The organism is Salinivibrio costicola subsp. alcaliphilus, from assembly GCF_001996185.1.
Lineage (GTDB): Bacteria > Pseudomonadota > Gammaproteobacteria > Enterobacterales > Vibrionaceae > Salinivibrio > Salinivibrio costicola.
The window spans coordinates 110,878-123,454 of record NZ_MUFR01000002.1 but is presented as its reverse complement, the minus strand read 5'-3'; the positions used below and the strand labels follow the sequence as shown (position 1 = coordinate 123,454).

Genomic DNA, 12,577 nt, shown 5'->3' with positions numbered 1-12,577 from the left:
CTGTACGCAATAAACAGCGATACACATTCAGACTGAATGACAGGGCGCGTCATGTCGGCTAAACATCCAATCATCGCGGTCACCGGCTCTTCAGGAGCAGGGACCACCACCACGTCCGAAGCATTCCGTAAGATGTTCCAGATGATGAACATCAAAGCGGCGTGGCTAGAAGGGGACAGTTTCCATCGCTTTACGCGACCGGAAATGGACGTCGAGATCCGTAAAGCACGTGAGCAAGGACGGCACATTAGTTACTTTGGCCCCACCGCCAATGATTTTCCGCGATTAGAGCAGTTTTTCCGTGAGTACGGTGAACTCGGCACAGGCAAATATCGCCGCTACTTGCATACCTTTGATGAAGCGGTGCCCTACAATCAAATGCCAGGGACCTTCACACCATGGCAGGATTTACCCGACAATACCAACGTACTATTTTACGAAGGCTTGCACGGCGGTGTGGTTGATGGTGAGGTCAATGTCTCCCAACATGTCGACCTATTGATTGGTATGGTCCCGATCGTCAACCTTGAGTGGATTCAGAAATTTGTCCGCGATACCCGCGATAGGGGCCACTCACGCGAAGCGGTCACCGACTCAATTGTGCGGTCGATGGACGATTATTTGCATTATATTACGCCGCAATTCTCACGCACTCACATTAACTTTCAACGGGTGCCGACGGTCGATACCTCCAACCCACTGAACGCCAAAGGCATTCCTTCGTTGGATGAGAGCTTTGTGGTGATCCGCTTTCGAGGGATGAAAAACGTCGACTTTCCTTATCTGCTGCAAATGATCACGGGGTCTTTTATGTCACGGCATAATACACTCGTCGTGCCAGGCGGTAAGATGGGCTTTGCGATGGAACTTATCATCCGTCCATTGATTCAGCAGCTAATCGAAAAAGGCAAGATTGGCTAGGGCGTAGCGCATCTATCGTGTATTACTTCTCAAGCCGTGATCTTAGCCACGTTTTTGCCAGGTTTTTAGGCGGTTGGCCTAGATCAAAATCAAGAAATTGCTAACAAAAAAAGATACACTCTTGTTAACATACAGTGAGCTTGTAGCCCGCGCCCAGACTTCGTATTCTGTGCATAGATCTGGTGGGTTACCCCTCAGACAAAGATAGGACGTTGTTGCCGGGCAACACATGCAGAGGAAATAAGTTATATGGTTCCAGGAAAACCTCAAACAGACCCTACACTCGAGTGGTTCCTTTCACATTGTCACATCCACAAGTATCCGTCTAAAAGCACGCTGATTCATGCAGGCGAAAAAGCGGAGACCTTGTATTACATCGTGAAAGGGTCTGTCGCCGTTCTAATCAAAGATGAAGAAGGCAAGGAAATGATCCTGTCTTATCTTAACCAAGGTGATTTTATCGGTGAGCTAGGCCTTTTCGAAGATGATCAGGAGCGTACCGCTTGGGTTCGGGCTAAGTCTCCTTGTGAAGTGGCAGAAATCTCATTCAAAAAGTTCCGCCAACTGATCCAGGTTAACCCTGATATATTAATGCGTTTGTCCTCACAAATGGCGCGCCGTTTGCAAGTGACCAGCCAAAAAGTGGGGGATCTTGCCTTCCTGGACGTCACGGGCCGTATTGCGCAAACCTTGTTGAATTTAGCGAAGCAACCCGATGCCATGACGCACCCTGATGGCATGCAAATTAAGATCACACGTCAAGAAATTGGCCAAATCGTTGGTTGTTCACGTGAAACCGTGGGGCGTATTCTTAAAATGCTGGAAGAGCAAAATCTTATTTCAGCCCATGGTAAAACCATCGTGGTATACGGCACACGCTAATCGCGCCGCTCTCTGTATCACCAACCGACGCCCTGGCGTCGGTTTTTCTTTTTAAAACAAAAAAAAGGAAGAGCGAACTCTTCCTTAACCGTTTAGGCCTCGTTATATCCACTATTTGTTAGTGCGTGCTCTCAAAAATTTTATCCGCTGAAGCGGCAACAAACCCCTGGTACAACTCACCGTTGGGCAACACATAACGCTTAGCAAACTCATAAAACCCACCTGGAATGGTTTGCGTGCCATCAGGGAAAACAACAGGGACACGGTCAGCCATGGTGGAGGATTGCTCCAGATAAACGGATGCGTCCCCTTTTACTTCCCCACCCGCTTCGTTAATTGCAAAGCCATTGTCTCGCAGCTTTTGATTAACCGATTGGCAATGATCATGCGCCTTTAACTGATTGACACTCACTGTGAAATGATTCGCGCCATAACCGTGCGCGGCTACCCAGGACGCGTATTCACTCTCCTCAGCAAGCGCTTGATAGGTGGCGCTATCGATGTCCCAAAGCCGCCCCTGATGAAGAAAATCGCTCCCTGTTAGTGACGACGCATCGACTTGTGTCACCAGCTTATGAACAATGGCTTGCAGCGCAGGCGAGCATTGCTCGACCATCAATTCACTGATAAACACTTTCGGCATCAAAGGATCGGGGTGCTCGAAATGGCAGGCATTGAGCTTTTTCGCTTCAAAGGTATAGTCCCCTTTTTGCTGATAGCCTAGCGCCAGGAAGGGGCGCGCCAAGACCTCAAGCCCAACCTTGGGCAAACCAAATGTCCGCAAGGCAATATGATCATTGATTAAAGGCTGCCCTTCTTCGAGCAAGGCATGTACCTGATGTGCCGATGGGCAAAGACGGTTAATATAGTCTTGCCATAATTTATCGAATAACGCTTGGCCACTGTCCATGTTGGTCTCCTTAATCTTGTTGAGTCGGAATACCGGGGGCGAACGTCTCAGGCAGTACCACCTGATCCCCTTCCATTGATGCCATGGGATAAGCGCAATAATCGGCGGCATAGTAGGCGCTTGGACGTAAATTACCCGACGCACCTGGCCCGCCAAATGGCGCATCACCGCTTGCCCCTGTCAACTGACGATTACGATTCACAATCCCTGCGCGAATATGATCGAGGAAGTATTGCCATTCGCCCTCGTCTTCACTGATAAGGCCTGCCGACAAACCATAGCGGGTATCATTCGCCTTCGTGATCGCATCAGCCATATCCTGATAGCGCTGCACTTGTAGTAGCGGACCGAAATACTCTTCGTCGGGTAACGCTTGAATGCCACTCACATCTAAAATCCCTGGAGAAATCACCGCATCGTGTAAATGCTCGCACTCTATGACGGGGGTAGCTCCCAGATCGATCAATTTCTGCTGTGTGGCCAAAATCCCCTCGGCGGCAGCCATTGAAATTTGGGCGCCCATGAAAGGCGCGGGATCATCAAACTGGCCGCCCACTCGCACGGTTTTGGTCCATTGTGCTAGGCGAGTCAAGATCTTGTCACCCACTTCTCCCTCAGGCAGCAGTAGGCGGCGTGCACACGTACACCGCTGACCGGCACTGAGGTAGGCCGATTGAATAATGGTGTATACCGTGGCGTCTAAATCACCGAACTGATCACTCACCACCAAGGGGTTATTGCCCCCCATTTCCAGCGCCAGCATTTTATCGGGCTGGCCAGCAAACTGACGATGAAGAATATGCCCCGTATTGGCGCTACCGGTAAACAATAAACCGTCAATACCGCGCGATTGGGCCAGCGCCTCGCCGGTATTGCGTCCACCTTGTACCAGGCTGATCAGTCCTTGCGGTAATCCCGCTTCGAGCCAATAGCCCAAGGTCTTTTCTGCGACTTTTGGCGTCAGCTCAGAGGGTTTAAATACTACGCTGTTGCCCGCCAATAAAGCTGGAACAATGTGGCCATTAGGTAGATGCCCAGGGAAATTGTAAGGCCCGAATACCGCCATAACGCCAAGTGGACGATGGCGTAATACCGCTTGGGTGCCATTGACGTCTTTTTCATGTGAGCCTGTTCTTTCGTGGTACGCGCGCAAGGAGATCGCCACTTTGCCTACCATGGCCCCGACTTCGGTTTTGGTTTCCCACAAGGGTTTGCCCGTTTCTTCGGCAATGACCCGAGCCAGTTCATCGGTATTAGCTTTCACTATCTCGGCAAAGCGTTCCACCAGCGCTTGGCGCTCAGAAAAATCGGTATTGCGCCAACGCAAAAACGCGTCGCGTGCGGCGCTGACCGCTTGCTCCACTTGCGAACGACTCGCTTCTGCACCTTGCCAAATACATTGACTATCAAAGGGGTTTTGCGAGGTCATGATCTCGCCCTCGCCTTTTACCCACTCGCCATGAATCAAATGGCCTGCTGATTGCTTTGTCATTTTATCCCCCCATGGCAATCAAACGCAGTTGATCGCCGTTTTTTACATTCAATGCATCGGCAACCGCTGGGCTAATCACAACTTGATTGGTTTCGTGATCGATCGCAGCTTTCGCCGCGGTGGCACGGAAGCCAGCAAAATCGGTATTCGATATTAAATAATCCTGCGCGCTACTGTGCTCTCGTACGCGCGCTGAGGCGGTGAAAGAGTGACGTACAGACTCAATATTGGGGCGTAAGCATTCTACCGTTGGGCCCGCATCAAAGATGTCGACATAACCACGGCAAGAAAAGCCCTCTTTTTCCAACAAGCGTAATGCTGGACGGGTATTCGGGTGCACTTGACCGATAACTGCACGAGCTTCCTCACTCAGTAGGCTCACATAAATCGGCAATTTAGGCATTAAGTCGGCAATAAACCCTTTGGCACCAATCCCGGTGAGATAATCCGCCAAGGTAAAGTCAATGTTAAAAAAGTTGTCTTTTAGCCACTGCCAAAACGGCGAGTTGCCCTCGTCATCCGACACACCGCGCATTTCGGCAAACACCACGTCAGCGAAGCGCTCTGGAAATTGCGCCAGCATTAGGAAGCGGCATTTAGACAATAACTTACCGTTTAACCCGCCACGAAACTCTGGACGCATAAACAGGGTGCAGATTTCTGTCGCCCCCGTGTAGTTGTTGCCAAAGGTCAACACTTCAACAATGTTGTGCACGTTCAGTTTGCGTGATGAATGAACCACCTTGGTCAGATGGTAACTGTAAAACGGGTTATCAAGACCAATGGCGGCTTCGATGCCCGTGGTCCCTGCGATTTCACCGGTTTCTAAATCTTCGGCGACCATCAGATATCCCTCTGGCCCCGGCTCTGTCACCTGTTTGGCAAAACTCTCAAGCGAATTATTAATCCGCCCCTGTAGCAAATCGGCATCGACCGGCAAGGAGGTGAATCCATGCCCGGACGCTTCCGCACACAACATCAGTGCATCAAAATCTGATGCACGGATCGGCCGAATAACTAACATCTCAAATCCCTCCGAGTGAGTCAGGTCGCTTATCCTGCGACGACCTTGGCAATCGCACGTTCTAGGCGTGCCATTCCTTCTTCAATATCCGCTTTGGTAATGACCAGTGAGGGAGTAAAACGCACCACATTAGGCCCGGCAACGAGAACCAATAAGCCTTCTTCGCCTGCCGCAACCAAGATATCGCGTGCTCGGCCTTCCCAGTTTTGGTTCAGTGCCGCACCGAGTAACAAGCCTTTGCCACGCACTTCACTGAAGATGCCGTATTTATCATTGATCGCTTCTAACCCGTCACGGAACCATTGCTCACGCTCTATGACACCGGCAAGCACGTCGGGTTTGGTCACTTCATTAACCACCGCTTCTGCCACCGCACAGGCCAGTGGATTACCGCCATAAGTAGAGCCATGAACCCCCGGCTTCATATGCGCAGCCAAGGCGTCGGTCGTTAACATGGCACCAATTGGGATCCCGCCACCGAGTGATTTTGCGGTGGCCAAAATATCGGGCTCGACCCCAGACTCTTGATAAGCATAAAAAGTACCGGTGCGCCCGTTCCCCGTTTGCACTTCATCAAACACTAAAAGCGCATTGTGTTTATCACACAGTTCACGCACGGCTTGGAGAAAACCTGGCTCTGGCGGCACAATCCCACCTTCACCTTGTAAAGGCTCCATCATCACCGCACAGGTTCGGTCCGAAATATGATCGGCCAATGCGGCAATGTCATTGTAAGGAAGGTGTGTTACATCGCCGGGTTTGGGTCCAAAGCCATCGGAATACGCGGGCTGACCACCTACGGTGACAGTAAAGAAGGTGCGACCATGGAAGCCTTTGGTAAAGGCAATGATTTCACTTTTATGCTCACCATGTTCTTCTTTTGCCCAACGACGTGCCAGTTTCAGGGCCGCTTCGTTCGCTTCAGCGCCCGAGTTAGCGTAAAACACGCGGTCGGCAAATGAGAGTTCGGTGAGGCGTTTAGCCAGACGCAACGCGGGCGCATTGGTCATGACATTACTCAAATGCCACAGTTTCTGGGCTTGCTCGGTTAACGCATCAACCATGACCGGATGACAATGGCCTAAACAGCTCACCGCGATACCACCGGCAAAATCGATATACTCTCGGCCTTCTTGGTCCCAAATGCGCGACCCTTTACCGTGATCAGGAATCATCGGCATTGGGTTGTAACATGGCACCATGACTTCATCGAAGAGTTTACGTTCTACTTTGTGCTCCATTGTCATCACTCAATCCTTCTATGTTTTATCTATGAGGCATAGTATTTACATTATTTTAACCGCAGCAATAGCAGATTATGTTTTGTTTTCAGCATGGTAACAAAGCTCATGCAGTTTAAAGAGATAGTTATGCATAAACTGTGAGCAAAGAGAAGATGAAAGTGAGTAAGGCTATGATGCTAAGAAGGCAAGATTAACGGACTAGAGACCGACAGTTGCATAAGGTTGCAGCCGTTGACAAAGTGATTAAAAACAGCGAAATGTAAAATTAGTGATAAAGATCGCTATTTTTTGCAACCATTGCTGAAAAAAAAGACTCAAGAAAGGAAGACATACGGTAAAGGCTGCACGATAGAGGCCGCCACAGATAGAGCGTCAAAAGACGAACATATTAACCTGCCCGTACCGCTACCTAAGATTGTTGAAGAAAATTGGCTAACAAGGCATGGCCCTGCTCCGTCAGAATACTTTCCGGATGAAATTGCACCCCCTCAATCGCCAGCTGCCGATGTTTGAGCCCCATTATAATCTCACTGCCATCGTTATCGATAGCGGTCGCTGTGATAGCCAAACAGTGAGGTAGGCTTTGAGGTTCAACTAATAAAGAATGATAACGCGTGACAGTGACAGGGCTAGGCAGGCCAGCGAAGACCCCTTCTCCTTGGTGGGTAACTTGGGACGTTTTGCCATGCATTACCGTGCGAGCTCTCACGACGTTCGCGCCAAATACTTGTGCCAGCGCCTGATAGCCAAGACAGACCCCTAAAATTGGAATTTTCCCGGCAAAGTGTGCAATCACCGCTAAGGAAATCCCCGCTTCATCCGGGGTACAAGGGCCAGGGGAGATAACGATGTGCGAGGGAGCCATCACCTCAATATCCGCCACACTAATGGCGTCATTTCGCACAACATGGACCGATGCGCCCAGCTCACAAAAGTACTGATAAAGGTTATAGGTAAAGGAATCGTAATTATCGATGATAAGAAGCACTGTGCTACGCCATGCGATGGAAAACCGGCATGATGCTACCACAGTGCTGAATAGGCGTCATCCAGGTGCGAGCAACCTTCGCTGCCCGCCACAAGCTTACGGCTGGGTGAGCTGACAGCGAAATCCGGTGTATTTAACCGTCATCGCGCTATCTGCAGGTGCTCGGCCGCAGTAAACCGGGATCAACCCTAACGCTTTCACGGATACCCTTATCGAATCATCCGGCTGCAGCGCCAAGGATTGAACTAAAGGGCTAGCCTGGTCAAAGGTGCGCGTCGCGCGCCATTTCATCCACGCATGATCCGGACTTTTTTGTCCATTAAGTAAGGGGATAATAGGCAAGAAACTGCGATTATTGATCGTTACCGAGACGGGGACCACGGGCTCAGGATAATCGAGTGAGACCAGCACAGGATCGTGATCAGATGACGAGAATGGATTACTCGATTTCACCAATTCTCCGCTATATTGCCGGCTGTACTCAAACAGGGTGCTCTCTACCGAGTTAATATGCCACTCTTCCACCCCGACCACTTTGCTCGCCAAACTGGCATTGGCGAGTGCATGATCTAACGCGCCCAGTTCCCCAGAAAATGAGTACGAGTAGGCTTTATCTCCTAACCACTGCGTTGCGAGATTGGTATAACCAAGACCTTGCTCAACGACGCTTGGCGTTGGATGCATAGGCACACCACGAATTTCAGTGCCCGCCGCGGTAATAATATCGCGCTGGCCCTCAGTACGCTGATAATCCGTTAGCACCCGCACCGGATCTTCTTGCGCATAAGCATTGAGATCACCCAAAATTAATACGTCACCGTCGACCGCTTTGAGATGGTCACGCAATGCAACGGCGGCAGACACGCGAAACGCATTGCAGTATCCCTGCATATCCGCGGTATCAGTATCAAACTCACCCGCAATCCAGTCTTCATAGCAGCCTGAGCCTTTCGATTTAAAGTGATTCACCACCACACTGAGCGGCTGGTCATTAACCATAAAACGTTGAATTAGGCTATCACGCTGGTATTTGTCGAGTGTCTTGGTTTCTCCGTCTGGACTTTCGCCGCTGATATGCTGCTCTGGCATGGGTACCGCTTGCGCCTCACCTGCGAGATTGACCTTCGCGGGGCGATAAATCATGCCCACCATAATCGCATCTGAGCCAAAATAGGCGCCCTGATTTTTCTCTTGGTCACTGGGTTCGACAAATTGGTAATGATCACGCGAGTCAGCAAATTGCGCATTTAAATGGGTCACCAGATCAGCAATGGCGCTGCCAGCCTCAAAGCCATTATTCTCAATTTCCATCAAACCGACAATGTCGGCGTCCATCGCGGTGAGTGCATTGACAATTTTAGTGCGTTGCAACCCAAACTCAGCCGCCGTTTTCGCCCCACGGTTACAGCCACGATTCGCATCGGCATCGGCACGATCATCACAGGTCACGTTGAGTGGGCCACCGACCGCACTGGCACTGGTGAAATAGTTAAGTACGTTAAAACTCGCCACCTTAATGTCAGCGCCAGGCACGTTATTCGGTGCCGGTTGACGATCATTTTGGTGCACAATATCACCGGCAGTGATGGTGTTTGTTGCAACAAGTCGGTATTGGTCGTAGCTATAACCCATAACACCGCTCAAACGCTCGACCCGATCGCCAATACGTAGATATCCCTGCTCGGCATCTAAGCCTGGAAAATACGGGATCTTGCCGTCTTTCGCTTTTTGATCGCTCTCGATATACAGCTGGTTATCGCTATTTTTTGCGGCTAATGCCTCAGCGTCAGGCGTTAACGCGGGATACTGTTGCGTGGGTTTGTATAAAGGGGATTGATGCGATAACACCATATTGTTACGGAAGGCATCGTAGTCAAAGCCAAAGTTACGCGTGATCACCAAATCGCTATCCGCGTCCATGGTGACGTACATCCCTTCGTAGCGCTCAAGTGCCTCGTGCAAAGTCTCATCGGGTTGAACACGGAGTGCCGTCGGTGCAATCGTCCCCTGAGGTGCTCCCTTAGCCACTTGTTCATCGGTAACACCCAGTTGGGTATGGCCGTAATACTCGTTGATGTAACCACTGGCACATAAGGTGTCACCGGGCTGTAAGTTGAGGTCATCAGCGCCTCGCAAGTAAACAAATAAGCCATCGGAAGTGGCACGATTACCATCGCCTTGCGGATCTTGTATCCAGGCTCCTTTATACAAGCCTTGGGTAACGGCAGTGACTACGCCTTGTACCGCATAAATTTTATCTGAGCGGTACTGCCCGTCTGGGACCAATGGGCTACGCGCGCCGTCACCTTGAATCGCGTAGATGGGGGTTGGGGTTGTCACACCACATTGATAAGTTTCAGTCGGTGGGGCTTTTGCCGCCGCGGGCAGTGCAACGCCGGCCAGCACCAAAGCAAGGGGCGACCACATCAATGGCTTTTTCATACCTGTTCCTTCACGTAAATTGAGTGTTTACTCGAAAATCGGATGCATTATTCATGATAGATACAGAATATGACGTGATATGAATCGCATCGAGGCTAGCGATTATTGATGAATTCGTTAGAAGTGAGAGGCCGGATCAGCCTTGATCAAAAAAGCAGCGAGACTGGCCCGCTGCTTACTTGTTTTGTGATTGTACCAGGTTTGTACTATTACAAACGCGTGCTACACACGTGGCACAAAACCGACCGCATCATAAACTTTGCGTAAGGTGTCTTGTGCCCGTGCAGAGGCATGCGCCGCCCCTTTTTGCATCACATTATCGAGCATTGCGCGATCAGCTCGAAACGCATGATAGCGCGCTTGCAACGGCTCTAGCATCGCGACGACGGCGTCTGCAGTGTCTTTTTTCAGGTGGCCATACATCTTGCCTTCATACGCTTTTTCTAGCGTATCAATTGACTCACCCGTCGCCCCAGACAATAACCCAAGCAAGTTGGAAACACCCGGTTTTTGTGCACTATCAAAACGGACACGCGGCGGCTCTTCTGAGTCCGTGACCGCACGTTTGATTTTTTTCGCAATCGCTTTTGGATCTTCGAGCAGCCCGATCACATTGTTACGGTTATCGTCAGATTTCGACATTTTTTTGGTCGGATCTTGCAGGCTCATGACCCGCGCATTGACATCGGGTGTGTAAGGCTCAGGCAGAGCAAACACATCGCCATAGCGATTATTAAAACGGGTCGCCACGTCACGCGCCAGTTCAAGGTGCTGCTTTTGATCGTTACCCACCGGCACTTGGTTGGTTTGATACAAAAGAATGTCTGCCGCCATCAATACCGGATAACTAAACAATCCCGCGTTAATGTTCTCAGCATGGCGCTGCGACTTATCTTTAAACTGGGTCATCCGATTCAACTCACCCATTTGGGTGTAGCAGTTTAACACCCAGCTGAGTTGAGCATGCTCAGGCACGTGGGACTGGACAAACAAGTTGCTTTTTTCTGGACTGACTCCCACCGCGAGACACAGCGCCAGCGCATCTAAAGTCGCTTCGCGCAAGGCATCCGCATCTTGGTGAACCGTAATGGCATGTAAATCCACCACACAGTACTGACAATCATAATCATCTTGCATCTGTTCCCACTGACGCAACGCGCCCAGATAATTACCAATACTCAGCTCGCCTGAGGGCTGCACACCACTCAATACAATGGGTTTCGAAGATTGACTCATGATGATTCGGTTCCTTTACATGTTGCCCGTGTGGGCGGTCTTATTTGCTGGTTGAAAGCGTTACGCGGAGTAATTAGCCACCACTGCCTCTAGTTGGCTAAAATGGTCCAGCACATAGCTGGGTTGGCTGTCACTGATTGGCTCACCGTAGTTGTAGCCATAAGTGAGGCCAACGGAGGCCATTCCCGCATTGTGTGCTGCTAAGATATCATTTTTTGAGTCACCGACCATCAACATCTGGGCATTGGTTAACCCATGCTTATCGCGCAACAGGTGCAAGCCTTCTGGGTCAGGTTTGCTGGTTGACAGACTATCACCACCAATCACATCACTGAACAAGGGCGCTAACCCTAAATCCTCTAAAATAGCGGGCACGAAAGCGATCGGTTTATTCGTGACGACGCCCAGCTGATATCCCTGCTGGTGCAATGCGGTTAGGGTCTCTTTCACGCCAGGGTACAGCACGGTTTTTTCGTGACCATTGTGCTCATAATGGTAATTAAAACGCGTGCGTGCAGTTGCGACCAGCTCAGGGTCAAGCGCTGGATCATGATCATGCGCACGGGACAATGCGCGACGAATCATAATATCCGCACCATTCCCTATCCAACCGGTCACCTCGGCTACACTCACTGTTGGCCGGTCCAAATCCGCCAGCATCATCTGCAGCGCTTGGGTCAAATCGGGCACGCTATCAACCAAGGTGCCATCTAAATCAAATGCAATATAACGCAGGCTCATACGACTTCATTACCTTTCTACTTTTGCCAGTTCGGCACGCATTTCTTCAATTGCGGTTTTATAATCCGGTTGACCAAAAATGGCCGACCCTGCGACAAACATATCCGCACCCGCTTGGGCAACGTCTGCAATGTTATTGGCCTTTACACCGCCGTCAATTTCCAGACGAATATCTCGCCCGCTGGCATCAATACGCTGACGGACCTCACGCAGTTTATCTAAGGTGGTGGGAATAAAAGACTGGCCGCCAAACCCAGGATTGACCGACATCAGCAGGATCATATCGAGCTTATCCATCACATAATCTAAGTGGTGGAGCGGCGTTGCCGGGTTAAAGACCAAACCCGCTTGCATGCCGTGCTCTTTGATCAACTGCAACGTGCGGTCAATATGCTCACTGGCTTCAGCATGAAACGTCACCATGTTCGCGCCCGCTTTAGCAAAATCAGGAATAATGCGGTCGACCGGCTTAACCATCAAGTGAACATCAATCGGTGCGGTGATCCCATAGTCACGTAAAGCCTGACAAACCGGGGCACCAAATGTCAGGTTCGGAACGTAATGGTTATCCATCACATCAAAGTGAATCACATCTGCACCCGCCGCCAATACGTTTTCAACTTCTTCGCCCAATCGGGCAAAGTCTGCAGATAAAATCGATGGCGCAATCAAAAAATCCTTCATAGTGCGGTCGCCT

11 protein-coding genes are annotated in these 12,577 nt (G+C 50.4%); 2 read left to right on the top strand and 9 right to left on the bottom strand.

Annotation, left to right across the window (positions count from 1 at the left end):
* The first annotated feature begins 51 nt into the window (after positions 1-51).
* On the top strand, positions 52-921 hold the full coding sequence (locus BZJ21_RS01265) for a phosphoribulokinase (protein ID WP_077461567.1): 870 nt from the start codon (positions 52-54) through the stop codon (positions 919-921).
* Positions 922-1,170: 249 nt separating this feature from the next.
* Positions 1,171-1,803 (top strand): cAMP-activated global transcriptional regulator CRP, encoded by a 633-nt coding sequence (gene crp / locus BZJ21_RS01260; protein ID WP_025673251.1) that lies wholly within the window; start codon positions 1,171-1,173, stop codon positions 1,801-1,803.
* Between the two features lie 118 nt (positions 1,804-1,921).
* Here the strand turns inward: crp and BZJ21_RS01255 are convergent, their stop codons facing one another.
* The 9 genes from BZJ21_RS01255 to rpe all read right to left on the bottom strand — a co-directional run bounded on the left by BZJ21_RS01255 (position 1,922) and on the right by rpe (position 12,564).
* On the bottom strand, positions 1,922-2,713 hold the full coding sequence (locus tag BZJ21_RS01255; protein WP_077668929.1) for a DUF1338 domain-containing protein: 792 nt from the start codon (positions 2,711-2,713) through the stop codon (positions 1,922-1,924).
* Between the two features lie 10 nt (positions 2,714-2,723).
* Positions 2,724-4,205 carry a succinylglutamate-semialdehyde dehydrogenase gene (gene astD, locus BZJ21_RS01250; protein ID WP_077668928.1) on the bottom strand — a complete coding sequence of 494 codons (1,482 nt, stop codon included), beginning with the start codon at positions 4,203-4,205 and terminating at the stop codon, positions 2,724-2,726.
* A gap of 1 nt (position 4,206) precedes the next feature.
* A complete protein-coding gene (gene astA, locus BZJ21_RS01245) occupies positions 4,207-5,229 on the bottom strand; it encodes an arginine N-succinyltransferase (protein ID WP_077461564.1) in 1,023 nt (340 codons plus the stop codon).
* Positions 5,230-5,258: 29 nt separating this feature from the next.
* On the bottom strand, positions 5,259-6,476 hold the full coding sequence (locus BZJ21_RS01240) for an aspartate aminotransferase family protein (protein ID WP_077668927.1): 1,218 nt from the start codon (positions 6,474-6,476) through the stop codon (positions 5,259-5,261).
* Between the two features lie 406 nt (positions 6,477-6,882).
* Positions 6,883-7,461 carry an anthranilate synthase component II gene (locus BZJ21_RS01235; protein ID WP_077668926.1) on the bottom strand — a complete coding sequence of 193 codons (579 nt, stop codon included), beginning with the start codon at positions 7,459-7,461 and terminating at the stop codon, positions 6,883-6,885.
* A 96-nt stretch (positions 7,462-7,557) separates the two neighbouring features.
* Positions 7,558-9,903 carry an ExeM/NucH family extracellular endonuclease gene (locus BZJ21_RS01230; protein WP_077668925.1) on the bottom strand — a complete coding sequence of 782 codons (2,346 nt, stop codon included), beginning with the start codon at positions 9,901-9,903 and terminating at the stop codon, positions 7,558-7,560.
* 222 nt (positions 9,904-10,125) lie between these two features.
* Positions 10,126-11,139: a tryptophan--tRNA ligase gene (gene trpS / locus BZJ21_RS01225; protein ID WP_174566329.1), complete on the bottom strand. Its 1,014-nt coding sequence runs from the start codon at positions 11,137-11,139 to the stop codon at positions 10,126-10,128.
* A gap of 60 nt (positions 11,140-11,199) precedes the next feature.
* Positions 11,200-11,880, bottom strand: coding sequence for a phosphoglycolate phosphatase (locus tag BZJ21_RS01220; protein ID WP_025744260.1), 681 nt, complete (start codon positions 11,878-11,880; stop codon positions 11,200-11,202).
* A gap of 9 nt (positions 11,881-11,889) precedes the next feature.
* Positions 11,890-12,564, bottom strand: a complete 675-nt coding sequence (gene rpe / locus BZJ21_RS01215; RefSeq protein WP_025744259.1) for a ribulose-phosphate 3-epimerase — start codon at positions 12,562-12,564, stop codon at positions 11,890-11,892.
* Between the last annotated feature and the right edge of the window lie 13 nt (positions 12,565-12,577).